This is a genomic window from Helicobacter pylori, from assembly GCF_016755635.1.
In the GTDB taxonomy this organism is placed as follows: Bacteria; Campylobacterota; Campylobacteria; order Campylobacterales; family Helicobacteraceae; genus Helicobacter; species Helicobacter pylori_CQ.
Window position 1 is genome coordinate 166,339 of sequence record NZ_CP051500.1, and the last position, 17,786, is coordinate 184,124.

Here is a 17,786-nt window from a genome sequence, read left to right on the forward strand (position 1 = left end):
TTTAGACTCTGACTTGGGTGCGTAAAAAACTAAAAGCCGGTAAAGGTGCGGGCAGTCGCACTAAATTCACATTCCCGCTATGGATAGTTTCTAACTCGGTGTTATTTTCTAAAAGGATTTTATACAGCACTAAATAAGAGCGTTTTTCAAAGGTATAAATTTTGCCAATTTCATTGACTATGGGCGTGATAGCCGCATTTTTGGGGGCGATGATTTCATAAGCTATGTTAGTGGTGGTGGTGAATTTGCATGCAAAAAAACGCCCGTCTTCGGTTATTTCGCCATTGACTTGAAAATCCCCTTCGCTAATGGCTGTTTGGTGGTTTTGAGTATCCAACCTTTCAAAAGGCCTTCGCATCAAATAGCCGTCCGTAAAACCCCTGTTTTTAAGCGTGTTCAATTCGCTAGCATAAAAACTCGGCTTTAAGGTGTTATGGTAAAAATCATCAACCGCTAAACGATAGATGCGCGTGGTTTGTGCGGCGTAGTAACTGGACTTGGTGCGCCCTTCAATCTTGAGCGCGCTAATGGCGTTGGAGCTTAAAATTTCAGCGATATGACTAGAGAGATTCAAATCTTTAGCGTTAAAAATATGCGTGCCTACGCCTTCTTCTTCAACCAACCTCATCATCACGCCGTTATCAGGGTTTTTCACATAATATTCATAATCAAACCGGCAATCGTTCGCGCAACTCCCTCTATTAGGCACACGCCCCTTTTGTAAGGCCGAAATCAAGCAACGCCCTGAAAAGGCAAAGCACATGCTCCCATGCACAAAGATTTCTAATTCTAAATCGGGTAAGGCTTTTTTAATTTCAATCGCATCATTCAGGCTCAATTCCCTAGCGCACACAATGCGTTTAACCCCTAAATCATAAAACACTTGCGCATCGAGCAAATTTAAGACATTCGCTTGCGTGGATAAATGGACAGGGATATGCGGGGCGATTTTTAAAGCGAGTTTCACCACACCAGGCGCAGCGATAATGAAAGCGTCTGGCTCTAATTCTGCCATTTTATAAATATGCTCTTCTAAAAGTTTGAGCTGTGAATTGAAAGGGAAACCATTGATGGTCGCATAGACTTTTTTATTCAAGGCATGGGCGTAGTCAATCCCTTCTTTAAAGGTCTCTAAAGTGAATTCCTTGCTAGCACGATTGCGTAAAGAAAAATGGCTCACTCCCCCATAAACCGCATCAGCCCCATAGTTGAGAGCGATTTTAAGTTTTTTTAAATTACCAGCTGGAGAGAGTAATTCAACTTGGTTCAAAACTATTTGGCTCCAAAAGAAGCGATCAAAGCTTCAATATCATCAGCGCTGGCTAAATCTTTATCGTCATCGCCGGTGATAAAAGTCGCTGAACTCACGCGCTTAGAATCATCAATTTTGCCTTCAAAAAGCGAATTCATGTATTGGCTGAGCGCTCGCATGACATTGACCACTCGTTCAATTTTTTGGCGATGGATATCTTGAAACTGCATAATATCCATCGCTTGCATGGAGCTATCAGAGCAATTAGCGGCTTCTTCTTCAATGCTTTTAAGGGCGTTTAGGATTTCTTGTTGCTCGTTGAGCGCGGTTTTAAAAGATTCCACATGGGGGAAATGGCCATGCAAATTGTCAAAAATTTCTTGGTGTTTTTGCAAAGGTTCTTGGATTTTTTTAACCATTTTAGCGATCTTTTCAGCGCTAGCTCCGATCAAATCCAATTGATCAAAAATTTGCGTGGCTTTCACTTCAGAATCTCTTGTAACATCATCTAATTGATGCACGACTTTATGCTCTTCAGTGGGGGGAGGGGGAGGCCATTCATTGGGGCTAATCTTGCCATATTTTTCAGCGTCTTCTTTTTTGACGGTCATTTTTTGGCTAGAGCTTTCTTCTTTAGCCTCTTCTTTCTCTTTAGTTGGCTCTTTAGCCTCTTCTTTAGCCTCTAAGGCTTCCAAGTTTTCCAAATCGCCACCATTCATCAAAGCGTCTAATTCTTCTTGTGTCATTGTTGTTCCTTGCCAATTGGTTTTAAAAAGCGTTTTTAACCATAATTCCTAGCTGTCATTTTAGCGCACTTAAGCTTTAGCAATCAAAACGCCCTCTAAAATCGCATCAATATCGCCGTCTAGTATCGCTTCCACATTGCTATAAGCAATATTGGAGCGCGCGTCTTTGACTTGCTGGTAGGGGGCTAGGACATAGCTTCTTATTTGATGCCCCCAACCGATCTCGCTTTTTTCTTCATTTTTGGCACTGCTTTGCTGCTTTTCTAATTCCAATTCATAAAGCTTGGATTTAAGCATTTTTAACGCGCTCGCTTTGTTTTTATGCTGGCTCCTGTCGTTTTGGCATTGCACCACAATACCGGTAGGGAAATGTGTGATCCTAACCGCACTTTCTGTTTTATTGACATGCTGACCGCCTGCCCCACTGGCTCTGTAATAATCATAACGGACATCTTTTTCATCAATTTCTATATCAATATCATCGTCTAATTCAGGGCTAATTTGCACGCTCGCAAAACTCGTGTGCCGTTTGGCGTTCGCATCAAAGGGTGAAATCCTTACAAGCCTATGCACCCCATTTTCATTTTTCAAATAGCCATAAGCGTTTTCGCCCTTAATGATAAAGGCGACCCCTTTAATGCCCGCTTCTTCGCCATCTTGATAGTCTAAAATCTCGCTTTTAAAGCCCCTTCTTTCCGCCCACCTCAAATACATGCGATACAAAATACTCGCCCAATCTTGGCTTTCAGTCCCCCCCGCTCCAGGCTGAATGGTGATAATAGCGTTTGAAGTGTCATTTTCACCGCTTAACATGATTTCAATTTCTACTTTTTGGACGCTGTGCTCTAAAACAGGAGCCTCTTCATAGAGCAAGGATAAAGTAACCTCATCGTTATCGTTTTGAGCGAGTTCAAACAATTCTACGCTTTCATCTAAAGAATCTTTCGTTTTTTGATAGGTTTCTAGCAAGCGGTTTAGGCGCACTTTTTCTTTATTGGTATCTCTAGCCTTTAAGACATCTTGCCAAAAATTAGGGTCTTCTTGCTCTTTTTCAATGCGTTCTAATTCTTGTTTGATCTTTTCAGGCTTGATGATTAAAGCGATATTATCGCATTTGTTTTGCAAGCTTTTTAACAATTCGCTATAGGTGTAGTTATCCACAAACAGAACCTTTATGAGTGGGGTTTTAAGCTTGTCATTATAGCATTGTTAAAAGCCATTTTAATTTTCAAACCTTAAAATTTCAATTTCGCCCTGAACTAATCTTACTCCTTCATCAATTAAAGCGATAGAATCAACTTGCGCAAGGGCTTGAATCGCTCCTGAGTCATAGCGGTTGTCGTTGTAAGGAATGAATTGGTTGTTTGAATAGTTGCCTAAAATTAAATGCGTTCGTTCGCCTTTAAGCTTTAAAGGGGCATTGATTTGAGCCTTAAAGGGTTTTAGTTTAAAATCTTTATTTAAGGATAAGCGCTCTAGTAAGGGTAGAATCAAAACTCGTAAAACCAATAAGCAGCTTAAAGGATTACCCGGTAAGCCTATAATAATACTTTGATTGAGTTTGGCTAAAGTTACCGGTTTTCCAGGTTTGAGATTGACTTTTTCATAATAAAAAAGGGCGTTTTTTTCTTTCAAAGCGTCTTTAAAAAAGTCTTTATCCCCCACACTCACCCCCGCGCTTGAAAGGATGACATCATAATCTTGTGATTCAAGTGGTTTAAGCTGTAAATCTTTATTATCTTTTAAAACCCCTAAAAAATGCGTGTTGTAGTTTTTAAGCATGTTAAAAATACCCACTGAATTAACATCATAAACTTGGCATTCTAGGGCGTTTTGCCCTAAAGGCACTAATTCATCGCCGCTACTAAATAAAGCGATTTTTAATTTCCTAAACGCTTTGATTTCTTTTAACCCTTGAGAGGCAATGAGCGCGATATGCCCGTAATTCAAACGGGTATTTTTAGGGACTAACACGCTGTTTAAAGAAGCGTTTTCGCCCTTTTGACGGATATTGGCGTTTATTTTAAAATCTTTGGGAGCTAGGGCGAAATTTGTATGGCTTTCTAGCATGCATTCTATAGGGACAATCGTTTCTATTCCCTTTGGCACCATCGCTCCAGTCATGATTTTAACGCATTCATTTTCTTTAACTTCTAAAGCGCTCACATCATCTCCAGCAAAAATGCGCTGAATGACTTGAGTTTTTTTGCCTAAATCTTGCATTTTAAACCCATAGCCATCCATTGCGCTTTGATTGAATTTAGGCAAGGGGTGGATGCAAATAATATCCTCTGCTAAAATGCGCCCTATGCTTTCAAACAAAGAAATAACCTCTATTTCTAAGGGTTTTAGGGGAATGCTAGAATGGATTTTTAGAGCTTCTTTAAAACTAATCATATTGATCCTTTAAAAGATTTTGCTAATGGCGCTAAAGGCCAGGCTGATTTCTTCTTTAAAACGCCCCATGATAGCCGAAGCGATTAAAATAATGCCCACAAACCCGATCGCAATTTTAACCGGAAACCCGATAGCGAGTAGGTTGAACTGAGGGTGGGTTTTCATGATCATGCCAAAAATAATATCGCTCAATAACACCAAGCATAAAATAGGGAACGCCATAGAAAACCCTATGACAAACAAGTGCGAAAAGGCTTTGACAATGTTTTTAGCTAACGCTGGCTCAAAGACAAATTGCCCTAAAGGGACGGCTTTTAAGCTGTGATCCACAAACAAAATGATTTGATGGTGGAACGATAAGTCTAATAAAATTAAAATCGCTAACAATAAAAGGGCTTGCCCCACAATGGGTTTTTGCGATCCTGAAATAGGATCATATGCGCTCGCCATCGTAAGCCCCATAGAAAAGCTGATGCTATCGGTTGCAAACACCAAGCTTGCAAAGACGATTTGCAAAAAGATAGACGCGCACACCCCCAAAAACAGCTCGCACAAGCAAGCAATAATAAAACCCTCTGGCGTGTAAGCGGCGTTTGAAAATTCTAAAGTGGGGTAAAAAATCGTGCTCACATACAAGCTCAAAGCCCCACGCACCGACAAAGGCACTAAATGGTTTTCAAAAAAAGGGAAAAAAGACAGCACGCCACTAACCCTTAAAAACAACAAGAAAAAATCCCTAACATGGGGGGTGCTAAGCTCTTGAATGAAATCTAGCATTCTTTTTCTTTAAGGATAAAAAAGTAGTGCGTTAGCATTAGGGTTTGCAATAAAGTAGCAAAAAAATTAAAAAAAGGGATTAAGGAAAAAAGATAGCAAAAAAACGAGAAACGATAATGTTTTAACCGGTGCTGTTTGAGTAAATTTTGATAGCTTTGATGGTTAAAAATCATGCTGGCTATATCCAAACTCATGGTGTTTTTGAAAAAAAGAAAATGCGGAATTATAGAAAAAAAGACCCCAAAGATCCCTATAAAGGGAATGAAATAAAAGGGCGTTAAAACCGCCATCCATAAAAGCATAAAAATGAGCGATTTTAAAAAATATTTAATAGAAAAAAGAATAGAGCCAAATTCTTCTAAAACAACATGGGGATAATATTTTTGGTGCAAATAAGAGACCACCAAAGGGGTGTAAAAAACAGACGCAAAAATATTGATGACTAAACTCAAAAGAATCACGATCCAAAAAACAAGAAAATACACTAACGCTTTAAAAACCCATGCGAACACGCCAGCAAAAAAGCCTTGAGAATGGGAATAGTCATTCAAAGATTGCGGTAATAAAGTTTGGCAATAGCCCACAATATTTGTGCCATTGTAGTAAAAAACAGCTCCAAAAAACGCCAAACTCAAAAGGATAGGGCCAAGATTGATTAAAAGCATTCTAGTGCTCAAAAAATCATTAAAGCTTTTTTTAAGGATAGATAAAGACAAAAGCATAACTTGAAATCCTTCTTCACTCACTTTGCTAGGGTAATTTAAGCGCAAAGTCCCTTAATCTTACATAGTAAGTTTATAAATACGAGATTGATTAAAAGAATATAGAAGTTATTTAATATGGAATAACATATAGTAATAAAAATATTATGGGGTAAAACAATACCATCAGTATCCAAGGACACAAAATGATTACAGCAACAATGGTAAATATAACATTCATCATTGTCTTATAAAATTTTGAATCTTCTTTAACACCCTTTTTCTTCCCAAAAAGAACATAACTAACACCAATAAATACAATAAATTATTACAATATCTGTGGCGAACATTTTACCCGCTTTTAACGGAATGAATAACTTTAAGCATTTCTTACTCTTTATTGTGAGTTTTCTATAATCATGATAGCTGATTTTGTTTTAAATTTGCTATAATGCGAATTTAATGATGAAAATTAGTTTAAAGTGGAGAACACACAATGAAAAAAAATATCTTGAATTTAGCGTTAGTGGGCGCGTTGAGCGCGTCGTTTTTGATGGCTAAGCCGGCTCATAACGCAAATAACACTACGCATAACACGAAAAAAACGACTGATTCTTCAGCAGGCGTGTTAGCGACAGTGGATGGCAGGCCTATCACTAAAAGCGATTTTGATATGATTAAGCAACGAAATCCTAATTTTGATTTTGACAAGCTTAAAGAGAAAGAAAAAGAAGCCTTGATTGAGCAAGCCATTCGCACTGCGCTTGTAGAAAATGAAGCTAAAACAGAAAAGCTCGATCAGACTCCAGAATTTAAAGCGATGATGGAAGCGGTTAAAAAACAGGCTTTAGTGGAATTTTGGGCTAAAAAACAGGCTGAAGAAGTGAAAAAAATCCAAATCCCAGAAAAGGAAATGCAAGATTTTTACAACGCTAATAAAGATCAGCTTTTTGTCAAGCAAGAAGCCCATGCTAGGCATATTTTAGTGAAAACCGAAGATGAAGCCAAAAGGATTATTTCTGAGATTGACAAACAGCCAAAGACCAAGAAAGAAGCCAAATTCATTGAGCTAGCCAATCGGGATACGATTGATCCTAACAGCAAGAATGCACAAAATGGCGGTGATTTAGGGAAATTCCAGAAAAACCAAATGGCTCCGGATTTTTCTAAAGCCGCTTTCGCTTTAACTCCTGGGAATTACACTAAAACCCCTGTTAAAACAGAGTTTGGTTATCATATTATCTATTTGATTTCTAAAGATAGCCCTGTAACTTATACTTATGAGCAAGCTAAACCCACCATTAAGGGGATGTTACAAGAAAAGCTTTTCCAAGAACGCATGAATCAACGAATCGAGGAATTAAGGAAGCACGCTAAAATTGTTATCAACAAATAATTGATGAGGTGTTATCATGTTAGTTAAAGGCAATGAAATCTTATTGAAAGCCCATAAAGAAGGTTATGGGGTGGGGGCGTTTAATTTCGTGAATTTTGAAATGCTAAACGCTATTTTTGAAGCAGGAAATGAGGAAAATTCCCCGCTTTTCATTCAAGCGAGTGAAGGAGCGATCAAATACATGGGGATTGATATGGCAGTGGGCATGGTGAAAATCATGTGCGAACGCTACCCCCACATTCCTGTAGCCTTACACCTAGATCATGGCACGACTTTTGAAAGCTGTGAAAAAGCCGTGAAAGCGGGTTTCACTTCTGTGATGATTGATGCCTCTCATCATGCTTTTGAAGAAAATTTGGAATTGACTTCTAAAGTGGTCAAAATGGCGCATAACGCTGGAGTGAGCGTGGAAGCTGAGTTGGGGCGTTTAATGGGGATTGAAGACAATATTTCGGTAGATGAAAAGGACGCGGTGTTAGTGAATCCTAAAGAAGCGGAGCAGTTTGTCAAAGAATCTCAAGTGGATTACTTAGCCCCAGCCATTGGGACAAGCCATGGAGCGTTTAAGTTTAAGGGTGAGCCAAAATTGGATTTTGAACGCTTGCAAGAAGTCAAAAGGCTCACTAATATCCCTTTAGTTTTGCATGGAGCGAGTGCGATACCAGATGATGTGAGGAAATCTTATTTGGACGCTGGAGGCGATTTGAAAGGTTCTAAGGGCGTGCCTTTTGAATTTCTACGAGAATCTATAAAAGGGGGGATCAATAAGGTCAATACCGACACGGATTTAAGGATCGCTTTCATCGCAGAAGTGCGCAAGGTGGCTAATGAAGATAAGAGCCAATTTGATTTGAGGAAGTTTTTTTCTCCGGCCCAATTAGCGCTTAAAAATGTGGTCAAAGAGCGCATGAAACTTTTGGGCAGCGCTAATAAAATTTAATCAACAAGAGGAAAGAGTGTAACATGGCAATTGGGATGAGCGAGCTCAAAAAGGGCTTAAAAATTGAATTGGGTGGTGTGCCTTATAGAATTGTAGAATACCAGCATGTCAAGCCCGGCAAGGGTGCGGCTTTCGTGCGCACGAAAATCAAGTCGTTTTTGGATGGTAAGGTGATTGAGAAGACTTTCCATGCGGGGGATAAGTGCGAAGAGCCTAATCTGGTTGAAAAAACGATGCAATACCTTTATCACGATGGCGATACATACCAATTTATGGATATAGAGAGCTATGAGCAAATCGCTTTGAACGACTCTCAAGTGGGTGAGGCTTCTAAATGGATGCTAGACGGCATGCAAGTGCAGGTTTTATTGCATAATGACAAGGCGATTTCAGTGGATGTGCCGCAAGTTGTGGCTTTAAAGATTGTAGAAACAGCCCCTAATTTTAAGGGCGATACTTCAAGCGCGAGCAAAAAATCAGCGACTTTAGAAACCGGTGCGGTCGTGCAAGTGCCTTTCCATGTTTTAGAAGGTGAGACGATTAAGGTGAATACGGAAACAGAAGAGTATCTTGAAAAGGTGAAATGAGATTATCTTTTTATTGAGCTAGTGCTTTAGACACAGCCTTTTTGTCATAAGGGGTGTTATCAGCCCCTTTTTTGGGCTTTGTTTAAAGCGTGTATGAAATCTGTGATTAAAAATTATTTAAAATGGATTGACTTTTTTTATTGAGTGCCAATAAAAATATTCAAAGGCATTTTTTAAGATTAAACATAAGAGCTTGATATAAGAGCTTGATTTAATCAAGCGGATAACCTCTTAAAAAAGCATTCTTTGGGGGTTATGGAATTTGATTGGGGGTTATGGGGTATTAAGCACAAAATATTTCCCTAAAAAATGGGATTTATTATAAGGTTTAAAACGATAGCAACAAAGTAATCCTGTTTTTATTTTGGAATTCAAATAAGGCTCTAGTTGCAATATGTGATGAGAGTGATATTCCCTATCCCCTTAAGAGTTTATAAAATAAAGAAAATGAGTCTAAAATCAAACCTAAAACCATAAAACAAAATTAAAAACCCCATTTTTTAAACCAGACGACCGAGAATTTAACCAAATCCTTAAAGCAGTTTGACTTAAAAGATTACGAGATTAAGAGCGTTTTTGATAATTTAGAACAAGGCACAAAAGAAAGCTACGACAAAGCCCTAAACGAAATCATAGGAAAGCTATACGATGACAGCTACAAGGTGAATTTACGAGAAAGCGTCCAGGATGTAACCAATTTTGAAAAGTTTTTAAACGACTTGAAAGCGCAAGGCGAGATCGATGTGCAAGCTAAAAGCTTTTTAAGGCAAATTGAAGAAAATGTATATAACCCTAACGGTGTTACTTACGAGCAGCTGAAGAACTCACGCCAGCTAATCAATGCCTATTTAAGGAATGTCAAAGATCCTTCTACTTTAGGGTATATCCAAAAAGCGAGCGCTAATTTTTTAATCAAAACAAACTTACAATGAGCGTTCTATATCATCAGCGTTTAAAGGGGTGTTGGCTTTTAAAAATTTTGATGCCTTTTGGCCTAAAATTTCTTTATAAAATTTAGGGTGTAAGCCAAGGTTGGGGCGTAAGGCTTTGATATTGTTTTCAGTCAATGCTTCGCCTTTTTGAATATCCTTAATGACAAATAAAGAGCGAGCGAAGAATCTTCGCTTTTCTAAAGTCTTTGGATTGATTTTAGGCTCTTCTTCGCCTAAGGCTAAAACGCTTTGCTTGATGGCTTCAACCATGCTTTTAAATCCGTTAAAATCCATGCTAAAAGCGCTGTCTGGGGTTTGTAAGGATTTGTTTAAAATGAAATGCTTTTCTATCATGCTCGCTCCTAAAGTGGTGGCTAAAATGGGGCAAAGAGAGCCAATCGTGTGATCGCTCAAGCCAAATTTAACGCCAAAGGTTTCGCCTAATTTAACCATGCTCAATAAGTTAGCGTCTTCTATTTTACTGGGATAAGCGCTCACGCATTTTAAAAGGGTGATGTCAAAATTATTCACGCCTTTGCACAACGAGATAGCGTTTTGCAATTCGGTGTGTGTAGCGATACCGCTAGAAAGGATAATGGGCTTTTGTGTGCAAGCGGCCTTTTCAATCAAGTCTAAATCAACGATTTCAAAACTAGCGATCTTATACATGGGGCAATTCAGGCTCTCTAAAAGCTTTAAGGCTTTTGAACTAAAAGGCGAGCTAAAAATGCCTAAATCAAGCTTTCTAGCCAACTCAAACAATTCCGCATGCCATTCTAGGGGGGTAGAAGCCTTTTGATACAATCCATACAGATTTTCTTTATCCCATAAAGTGCCTTGAATGATGAAAGGATCTTCTTTAGAGTTTAAAGTCATGCAACTTGGCGTGTAGGTTTGGAGCTTGACAAAATCCGCACCGCTTTCCTTAATGGCATGAAGGCTTTCTTTAGCGAGATTTAAATCCTGGTTATGATTAGCGCTCAATTCAGCGACAATTTTAGGGCGTTGTAACATTTCTTATTTTTCCTTAATCAAAACTTCTTTTTCTAAGCGATAGACTTGAGAGCAAGTGAAAGCCAAATGCTCATCATGCGTGGCTAGAACTAACGCCCCTTCTTTTTCTGTAATGTAATTTTGCAGCATGCTGATGACTTGATTAGCGCTAGTGGTGTCTAAATTCCCGGTGGGTTCATCAGCGATAATGATTTGGGGTTTTTTAGAAAGCACTCTGGCGATGCTTAAGCGTTGTTGCTGGCCGCCGCTCAATTCACCCACGCCTTGTTTTAGGGTGTGGGCTATGCCTAATTGTTCTAAAAGGGAATGATTTATTTCTTGCTTGGCTAGGATGGAAGCGACTTGCAAGTTTTCTAAAGCGCTAAAACCCTTAAAAAGGTAATGCGATTGGAAGATTATGCCCACTTTTAAGCGCCGTAGTTCCAAAAGCTTTTTGGAATTTAAAGCATAAATATCTTGGTGTTCTAACAAACTAACTGTTCCGTTATCCGGTTTTAGCATGGTGGCTAGATGGCTTAAAAGCGTGCTTTTACCGCTCCCGCTCACGCCCAAAATCGCTAGGCTTTCTTTGGGCTTGATGTGCAAATTCACGCCACTATAAAGAGGCTTTTCAAAAGCATGAGAAATATTAATCGCTTTAATCATGATCGTTTCCTAAAAAGAATATCGCCTAATAAACTAGGGCTTAAAATGTAAGAAGTTGAAAAGTTCGCGCTGTGCAAGATGATTTTATCATAACGCCTTGCATAGTATTTTAAAAGCGTTTTTTGTAGGGTGGGTTCAATGCTTGGGCTAAACCATGCGTTATTGCTCATTAGGATAAAAATTTTTGAAGGGCTGTTTGAATAAGCGGGTTTGGAAGTGCCTTCATAACAAATCAGAGGGCGGAAAGTAAAATCGTCTAATGTAAAATCGCTGAAACTAGAAGCGTTGCGGTATAAATAAGCGCTCTCGCCAAAAAAGAGCTTTTCAAGGGGTTTTTGAAGAAACTTGGGTAAAGGCATGGTCTCGCCAAAGGGGGCTAAGATCACTTTATCAGCGATCTGAACGCTTTTTTTAGAAAATAAAAACGAGCTGTTATAAAGGCTATAGCCTTGGGTGCGTAATGTCCCTATTAAAATAGCAATATTACCGCTTAAATCTTCTAGCTTCGCTTTAAAGGGGGAGTTTTCTAAAGCGATAGGGTAGGCGGTTTCTGGAAAAACAATCAAGGTTTTTTGCTTGCTTTGAGCGAGCTTGATTTCTTTAAGAATGTTGTTTTCAATATCATTAAGGTAGTTTGAGTCAAATTTCAAATCTTGGGGCGTTTTTGTAGAGACTAATTCAATATTTCCAACCTTTTTTAAATCGCTTGTTTTGAAACCATTAAAATCCAACGCGCCAAGCAGCAATAAAACCCCTATCATTCTGTATTTTTTAAGATTTTGAGTGCTCAAAAAAACGCAAGCTAAAAAAACAAGCCCTAGCGATAATTTATCCACCCTAAACACGCTATAAGAAAAAAAGCTATCCGGGACTAACCAATCAAATCCAAAAGGGTGGATAAAACTAGAGCCTAAAAAACTCAAAAGCCTAAAGTAGGGGTTTTCAAAACAGAGCAACAAATAAAATAAAACCCCATAAACTAACGCTATTAAAATAATGATTAAGGGCAATAAATAAGTGAAATCCGAGTAGCGAAAGCTTAAAGCGCACCAATAAAACAATAACGCCCCCACGAAAAACCCCAAAGCAAAAGCGCTATTTCTAGGGGTTTTTAAAAACGCTAGCATGCTTAAAGGGGCTAATAGGCTTGTGAGTGTGATAGAAATATAGGGGTTTTCAACCGCATAAGCGTCTAAAACAGCGTTAATATACACGCTTGAAACAAACATGCACGCTAATAAAAAAGCGTTTTGATTGAACAGAATAAGACGCATGGCTAAATTTTGAAACCTTGAGATTGTTTTAGTGTATTATAGCTATATTTTAATTTAAGAATTTTAGATTGATTTTTTTAAGGGTAGTTTTTTTTAAGTTGTGTTATTATTTTCAAATTTCAAGTCTAAAGAGCGTGAATTGGCATGATTTAAGAGTAATGGGTGTTTTTGAGCGCTCACTATCTTTATGCGAGATATATGAGAGAAAGGTTTGGGTTTAGGGTTTGAATTATATTGATTTGGCGTTACTTGTGGTGGTGGTAGCCTTTGGGATTAGAGGATTTTATCATGGCTTCGTGAGTGAAGTGGCGGGGACTTTAGGGATTGTGCTTGGCGTTTATTTGGCGTCTCGCTATTCTGTGGCTGTTGGGAATTTATTTTCAGAGCATTTGTATGATTTAAGAAATGAAACCATGACCAATCTCATCGGTTTTTTATTGGTGTTAGCGTCTATTTGGGTGTTTTTTTTAGCTTTTGGAGTGTTGCTAGGCAAGGTGTTAGTCTTTAGCGGGTTAGGCATTATAGACAAAGCGTTAGGGTTTATTTTTTCATGTTTAAAGACTTTTTTAGTGCTTTCTTTCATCCTTTATGCGCTTTCTAAAATGGAAGTGATGAAGGACGCTAACGCCTATTTGCAAGAAAAAAGCGCTTTTTTTTCTACTATGAAAAGCGTCGCTAGTAAGATCATGCACCTTGATGGCGTCAAACATGTGGAGCAAAACCTTAAAGACAACCTTGAAGAAATGAGCGATGAAGTCAAAAATAAAGAATCTTTCAATAAAAATAAAGAATCTTTTAATAAAGCGATGGATAAGGGCATGGAATCTTTAAAAGAAAAGGCTAAAGATTTGCCTAAAAACATGCTAGATCCAAAAGCTAACCAAACCCCACCAAACCCCACCCCATCTAATAAAGAACCCCTATAAAGGCATCACATGTTTTCTAACCAATACATCCAACAACGCATCCATAAAGCCAATAGCTTGAGAGAAGAAGGGAAAAACCCTTATAAAAATAGCTTGAAACGAAGTCTCACCAACGCCGCTTTTTTGGAAAAATACGCTTATGTTAAGGGTTTAGAAGAGCCTAAAGACAAAGAAAAATGCGAGAGTATTGTAGGGAGGGTCAAGCTTTTGCGTTTAATGGGCAAGGCATGTTTTATTAAAGTTGAAGATGAAAGCGCGATTTTGCAAGCTTATGTTTCGCAAAATGAATTGAACGATGAATTTAAAAGCTTGAAAAAGCATTTAGAAGTGGGCGATATTGTGTTGGTGAAAGGTTTCCCTTTTGCTACCAAAACCGGTGAATTGAGCGTTCATGCCCTAGAATTTCATATTTTAAGCAAAACCATTGTGCCTTTACCTGAAAAGTTTCATGGACTGAGCGATATAGAATTACGCTACCGCCAGCGCTACTTGGATTTGATCGTCAATCCTGGCGTTAAAGATGTGTTTAAAAAGCGCAGTTTGATTGTCTCTAGCGTGCGGAAATTTTTTGAAATGGAAGGGTTTTTAGAAGTGGAAACTCCCATGATGCACCCCATTCCTGGCGGGGCGAACGCAAGGCCTTTTATCACTTACCATAACGCTTTAGAGGTGGAGAGGTATTTAAGAATCGCCCCAGAATTATACCTTAAACGCTTGATTGTGGGGGGGTTTGAAGCGGTGTTTGAAATCAATCGTAATTTCAGGAATGAGGGCATGGATCACAGCCATAACCCCGAATTCACGATGATTGAATTTTATTGGGCGTATCACACTTATGAAGATTTGATTGAACTCAGTAAGAGGCTATTTGACTACTTGCTAAAGACTTTAAATTTAGATTCAAAAATCATCTATAACGATATGGAAGTGGATTTCAACCAAACGAGCGTGATTTCCTATTTGGACGCTTTAGAAACGATAGGGGGCATTAGTAAGGATATTTTGGAAAAAGAAGACAGGCTTTTGGCTTATTTGTTAGAGCAAGGCATCAAAGTAGAGCCAAATCTCACTTATGGCAAGTTGCTCGCTGAAGCGTTTGATCATTTTGTAGAGCACCAACTCATTAACCCCACTTTTGTAACCCAATACCCTATTGAGATTAGCCCTTTAGCCAGACGCAACGATAGTAACCCTAATATTGCTGACAGGTTTGAATTGTTCATTGCAGGAAAAGAAATCGCTAATGGCTTTAGCGAGTTGAACGATCCTTTAGATCAATTAGAACGCTTTAAAAATCAAGTGGCTGAAAAAGAAAAAGGCGATGAAGAAGCCCAATACATGGATGAAGATTATGTGTGGGCCCTAGCCCATGGAATGCCCCCCACTGCAGGGCAAGGCATAGGCATTGACAGGTTGGTGATGTTACTCACTGGGGCTAAAAGCATTAAAGATGTGATTTTATTCCCAGCGATGCGTCCTGTTAAAAACGATTTTAATATTGAGAGTGGAGAATAATGGCTTATTTTTTAGAACAAAGCGATAGTGAAACTTTTGAATTGATCTTTGAAGAATACAAGCGGCAAAATGAGCATTTAGAAATGATAGCGAGCGAGAATTACACTTTTCCTAGTGTTATGGAAGCTATGGGAAGCATTTTAACGAATAAATACGCTGAGGGCTATCCTAACAAGCGCTATTATGGAGGCTGTGAAGTGGTGGATAAAATAGAAAGCCTAGCCATAGAAAGGGCTAAAAAGCTTTTTAATTGCCAGTTCGCTAACGTGCAAGCGCATTCAGGCTCACAAGCTAATAACGCTGTCTATCACGCTCTTTTAAAGCCTTATGACAAGATTTTAGGCATGGATTTAAGCTGTGGAGGGCATTTAACGCATGGTGCTAAAGTGAGCTTGACCGGCAAGCATTATCAGAGCTTTTCTTATGGCGTGAATTTGGATGGCTATATTGATTATGAAGAGGCGCTAAAAATCGCTCAAAGCGTTAAGCCAGAAATCATCGTGTGCGGGTTTTCAGCCTATCCAAGGGAAATTGATTTTAAGAAATTTAGAGAAATCGCTGATGAAGTAGGGGCGTTACTATTAGGCGATATAGCCCATGTGGCAGGGCTTGTGGTAACTAATGAGCATGCCCATCCTTTCCCGCATTGCCATGTGGTTTCAAGCACCACTCATAAGACCTTAAGAGGGCCTAGAGGGGGGCTTATTTTAACTAATGATGAAGAGATAGCGGCTAAGATTGATAAAGCGATTTTTCCAGGGACTCAAGGCGGGCCTTTGATGCATGCGATTGCTGCTAAAGCGGTGGGTTTTAAAGAGAATTTAAAACCAGAGTTTAAAGCTTACGCGAAATTAGTGAAATCTAACATGCAAGTTCTCGCTAAAACATTAAAAGAAAAAAACCACAAATTAGTGAGCGGTGGCACTTCTAACCATTTGCTTTTAATGGATTTCTTGGATAAGCCTTATAGCGGGAAAGACGCTGATATTGCCTTAGGGAATGCTGGGATCACCGTGAATAAAAACACCATTCCTGGCGAAACGCGCAGCCCTTTTGTAACGAGCGGGATAAGGATTGGCTCAGCGGCATTGAGCGCAAGGGGCATGGGAGCTAAAGAATTTGAAATCATAGGGAATAAAATATCAGATATTTTGAATGATATTAATAATGTTAGTTTGCAATTGCATGTGAAAGAAGAATTGAAGGCGATGGCTAATCAATTCCCTGTGTACCAGCAACCTATTTTTTAAGGGAGTCAAGATGACAGAAATGGAATTAAAGCTCATTAAGATAGACACAAGCCATTATTTTGAAAAAAAACCAGGCTTGGGGGAGAGGGTGGATTATGCGGGGCGTTGCTATTATAATAAATTCCAAAGAGTGAATGCCATGCTCACAAGCTCGCTCATTCAAAAGCATTTGAAAAGGGAGATAGAAATCGCGCACAACCTCATCTTGCGTAACGATAAGGTGGAAAACATTGTGTTTGATTATAATGGGAGGAACCCGGAGCGTTTTTACCATAAGGCGCAGTTATTGCTTCGTGAGGAAGGTTTTATGAATTTTACCGCTTATAACACCAAAACGCCAGGGCATTTGCATTTGTATGTGCATAAGGGGCATACGGAGTTAGGCGAGGGTGAAAGGTTGGTTAAAACTTTGTCCATGAAATTAGCGCAAGGGTTGCCTAAAGAATGGAAGGTCTTCCCTAGCAATGAATGGCCTAAGGAATTTAATATTTTAGCTTTACCTTATGAAGTGTTTGCAAAAGAGCGAGGGAGCTCTTGGGCGAAGCATTTATAACCATTTTTGAAAGGATTTTTGATGTCAGAAAAAGAAAGACTGAATGAAGTGATTTTAGAAGAAGAAAATAATGGGGGCGGCACTAAAAAGGTGTTTTTGATCGTGGCTATAGCCATTATCATTTTAGCGGTGCTTTTAATGGTGTTTTGGAAAAGCACGAGAGTCGCTCCTAAAGAGACTTTTTTACAAACCGATAGCGGGATGCAAAAAATAGGCAACACTAAAGATGAGAAAAAAGATGATGAGTTTGAAAGCTTGAATATGGATCCTTCCAAACAAGAAGACAAGCTAGACAAAGTAGCGGATAATGTTAAAAAACAAGAAAATGATGCGTTTAACATGCCCACTCAAACCAATCAAACTCAAACGGAGATGAAAACAACAGAAGAAACGCAAGAAGCTAAAAAAGAATTAAAAGCTGTTGAGTCTATTCCCATGAGCGTTCAAAAAGAATCTCAGGCTATGGCTAAAAAAGAAACCCCCCATAAAAAGCCCAAAGTAACCCCTAAAGATAAGGAAGCTCACAAAGACAAAGCTAAGCATGCGGCTAAAAAAGAGTCTAAAACTAAAAAAGAAGCCCATAAAGAAGTTCCTAAAAAAGCCGACTCTAAAACCAATCTTACTAAAGGGCATTATTTGCAAGTGGGGGTTTTTGCACACACACCTAATAAAGCCTTTTTGCAAGCGTTTAACCAATTCCCCCATAAGATTGAAGATAGGGGGGCTACTAAACGCTACCTCATAGGCCCTTATAAGAGCAAGCAAGAAGCCTTAATGCATACCGATGAAGTCAGTAAAAAAATGACTAAACCGGTTGTCATAGAGATTCGTTAAAGATTTTACAAACTTAAAAGAGTTTAGCGTTAGTCAAGCGATAATTT

17 protein-coding genes and 2 pseudogenes are annotated in these 17,786 nt (G+C 38.9%); 9 read left to right on the top strand and 10 right to left on the bottom strand.

Annotated elements, in window-relative coordinates:
• Position 1 precedes the first annotated feature (1 nt).
• The 7 genes and pseudogenes from HG567_RS00795 to HG567_RS07730 all read right to left on the bottom strand — a co-directional run bounded on the left by HG567_RS00795 (position 2) and on the right by HG567_RS07730 (position 6,223).
• A complete protein-coding gene (locus HG567_RS00795) occupies positions 2-1,270 on the bottom strand; it encodes a peptidase U32 family protein (protein WP_120890387.1) in 1,269 nt (422 codons plus the stop codon).
• 2 nt (positions 1,271-1,272) lie between these two features.
• Positions 1,273-1,998: a protein phosphatase CheZ gene (gene cheZ / locus HG567_RS00800; protein WP_202139804.1), complete on the bottom strand. Its 726-nt coding sequence runs from the start codon at positions 1,996-1,998 to the stop codon at positions 1,273-1,275.
• A gap of 69 nt (positions 1,999-2,067) precedes the next feature.
• The gene (gene prfB, locus HG567_RS00805; RefSeq protein WP_202139805.1) at positions 2,068-3,159 is read right to left on the bottom strand and encodes a peptide chain release factor 2; all 1,092 of its coding nucleotides are present in this window, start codon (positions 3,157-3,159) and stop codon (positions 2,068-2,070) included.
• Positions 3,160-3,219: 60 nt separating this feature from the next.
• Positions 3,220-4,395 (bottom strand): molybdopterin molybdotransferase MoeA, encoded by a 1,176-nt coding sequence (locus HG567_RS00810; protein WP_202139806.1) that lies wholly within the window; start codon positions 4,393-4,395, stop codon positions 3,220-3,222.
• A gap of 9 nt (positions 4,396-4,404) precedes the next feature.
• A complete protein-coding gene (gene fliR / locus HG567_RS00815; RefSeq protein WP_097693082.1) occupies positions 4,405-5,172 on the bottom strand; it encodes a flagellar biosynthetic protein FliR in 768 nt (255 codons plus the stop codon).
• Positions 5,166-5,894, bottom strand: a complete 729-nt coding sequence (locus HG567_RS00820) for an EI24 domain-containing protein (RefSeq protein WP_202139807.1) — start codon at positions 5,892-5,894, stop codon at positions 5,166-5,168. Before HG567_RS00820 ends, fliR begins: the two co-directional genes overlap by 7 nt.
• 112 nt (positions 5,895-6,006) lie before the next feature.
• Positions 6,007-6,223: pseudogene (locus HG567_RS07730) on the bottom strand (hypothetical protein).
• A 146-nt stretch (positions 6,224-6,369) separates the two neighbouring features.
• On the opposite strand from HG567_RS07730, the gene cbf2 reads away from it, so the two are divergent.
• The 4 genes and pseudogenes from cbf2 to HG567_RS00840 all read left to right on the top strand — a co-directional run.
• Positions 6,370-7,269: a peptidylprolyl isomerase CBF2 gene (cbf2, locus tag HG567_RS00825; protein WP_202139808.1), complete on the top strand. Its 900-nt coding sequence runs from the start codon at positions 6,370-6,372 to the stop codon at positions 7,267-7,269.
• 16 nt (positions 7,270-7,285) lie between these two features.
• Positions 7,286-8,209, top strand: a complete 924-nt coding sequence (locus HG567_RS00830) for a class II fructose-bisphosphate aldolase (RefSeq protein ID WP_202139809.1) — start codon at positions 7,286-7,288, stop codon at positions 8,207-8,209.
• A gap of 23 nt (positions 8,210-8,232) precedes the next feature.
• Positions 8,233-8,796: an elongation factor P gene (efp, locus tag HG567_RS00835; protein ID WP_202139810.1), complete on the top strand. Its 564-nt coding sequence runs from the start codon at positions 8,233-8,235 to the stop codon at positions 8,794-8,796.
• 500 nt (positions 8,797-9,296) lie between these two features.
• Positions 9,297-9,707, top strand: a pseudogene (locus HG567_RS00840) (hypothetical protein); the annotation flags it as partial.
• Between the two features lie 12 nt (positions 9,708-9,719).
• Here HG567_RS00840 and pseI read toward each other — a convergent pair.
• Genes pseI through HG567_RS00855 form a run of 3 tightly spaced genes read right to left on the bottom strand, consistent with a single transcriptional unit; the run spans position 9,720 to position 12,661 of the window.
• A complete protein-coding gene (gene pseI, locus HG567_RS00845; RefSeq protein WP_202163856.1) occupies positions 9,720-10,742 on the bottom strand; it encodes a pseudaminic acid synthase in 1,023 nt (340 codons plus the stop codon).
• Between the two features lie 3 nt (positions 10,743-10,745).
• Positions 10,746-11,387, bottom strand: coding sequence for an ABC transporter ATP-binding protein (locus HG567_RS00850; protein WP_202139812.1), 642 nt, complete (start codon positions 11,385-11,387; stop codon positions 10,746-10,748).
• Positions 11,384-12,661 (bottom strand): apolipoprotein N-acyltransferase, encoded by a 1,278-nt coding sequence (locus HG567_RS00855; RefSeq protein WP_202163857.1) that lies wholly within the window; start codon positions 12,659-12,661, stop codon positions 11,384-11,386. Before HG567_RS00855 ends, HG567_RS00850 begins: the two co-directional genes overlap by 4 nt.
• Positions 12,662-12,885: 224 nt before the next feature.
• Here HG567_RS00855 and HG567_RS00860 point away from each other — a divergent pair, with 224 nt between their 5' ends.
• From HG567_RS00860 to HG567_RS00880, 5 genes are read left to right on the top strand one after another with little or no spacing between them, the layout of a single operon-like run.
• Positions 12,886-13,587: a CvpA family protein gene (locus tag HG567_RS00860; RefSeq protein WP_202139814.1), complete on the top strand. Its 702-nt coding sequence runs from the start codon at positions 12,886-12,888 to the stop codon at positions 13,585-13,587.
• A gap of 9 nt (positions 13,588-13,596) precedes the next feature.
• Positions 13,597-15,102: a lysine--tRNA ligase gene (gene lysS / locus HG567_RS00865; protein ID WP_202139815.1), complete on the top strand. Its 1,506-nt coding sequence runs from the start codon at positions 13,597-13,599 to the stop codon at positions 15,100-15,102.
• On the top strand, positions 15,102-16,352 hold the full coding sequence (locus HG567_RS00870; protein ID WP_202139816.1) for a serine hydroxymethyltransferase: 1,251 nt from the start codon (positions 15,102-15,104) through the stop codon (positions 16,350-16,352). The genes lysS and HG567_RS00870 overlap by 1 nt, the downstream gene beginning before the upstream one ends.
• Positions 16,353-16,362: 10 nt before the next feature.
• Positions 16,363-16,905 carry a DUF1882 domain-containing protein gene (locus tag HG567_RS00875; RefSeq protein ID WP_000138102.1) on the top strand — a complete coding sequence of 181 codons (543 nt, stop codon included), beginning with the start codon at positions 16,363-16,365 and terminating at the stop codon, positions 16,903-16,905.
• A 21-nt stretch (positions 16,906-16,926) separates the two neighbouring features.
• Positions 16,927-17,739 carry an SPOR domain-containing protein gene (locus HG567_RS00880; RefSeq protein WP_202139817.1) on the top strand — a complete coding sequence of 271 codons (813 nt, stop codon included), beginning with the start codon at positions 16,927-16,929 and terminating at the stop codon, positions 17,737-17,739.
• Positions 17,740-17,786: the final 47 nt, after the last annotated feature.

Bases quoted from the DNA above. Each gene is read 5' to 3' on its own strand.
- cheZ (WP_202139804.1), bottom strand. From the start codon at position 1,998: ATGACACAAGAAGAATTAGACGCTTTGATGAATGGTGGCGATTTGGAA.
- HG567_RS00810 (WP_202139806.1), bottom strand. From the start codon at position 4,395: ATGATTAGTTTTAAAGAAGCTCTAAAAATCCATTCTAGCATTCCCCTA.
- fliR (WP_097693082.1), bottom strand. From the start codon at position 5,172: ATGCTAGATTTCATTCAAGAGCTTAGCACCCCCCATGTTAGGGATTTT.
- HG567_RS00820 (WP_202139807.1), bottom strand. From the start codon at position 5,894: ATGCTTTTGTCTTTATCTATCCTTAAAAAAAGCTTTAATGATTTTTTG.
- cbf2 (WP_202139808.1), top strand. From the start codon at position 6,370: ATGAAAAAAAATATCTTGAATTTAGCGTTAGTGGGCGCGTTGAGCGCG.
- HG567_RS00830 (WP_202139809.1), top strand. From the start codon at position 7,286: ATGTTAGTTAAAGGCAATGAAATCTTATTGAAAGCCCATAAAGAAGGT.
- efp (WP_202139810.1), top strand. From the start codon at position 8,233: ATGGCAATTGGGATGAGCGAGCTCAAAAAGGGCTTAAAAATTGAATTG.
- pseI (WP_202163856.1), bottom strand. From the start codon at position 10,742: ATGTTACAACGCCCTAAAATTGTCGCTGAATTGAGCGCTAATCATAAC.
- HG567_RS00850 (WP_202139812.1), bottom strand. From the start codon at position 11,387: ATGATTAAAGCGATTAATATTTCTCATGCTTTTGAAAAGCCTCTTTAT.
- HG567_RS00855 (WP_202163857.1), bottom strand. From the start codon at position 12,661: ATGCGTCTTATTCTGTTCAATCAAAACGCTTTTTTATTAGCGTGCATG.
- lysS (WP_202139815.1), top strand. From the start codon at position 13,597: ATGTTTTCTAACCAATACATCCAACAACGCATCCATAAAGCCAATAGC.
- HG567_RS00870 (WP_202139816.1), top strand. From the start codon at position 15,102: ATGGCTTATTTTTTAGAACAAAGCGATAGTGAAACTTTTGAATTGATC.
- HG567_RS00875 (WP_000138102.1), top strand. From the start codon at position 16,363: ATGACAGAAATGGAATTAAAGCTCATTAAGATAGACACAAGCCATTAT.
- HG567_RS00880 (WP_202139817.1), top strand. From the start codon at position 16,927: ATGTCAGAAAAAGAAAGACTGAATGAAGTGATTTTAGAAGAAGAAAAT.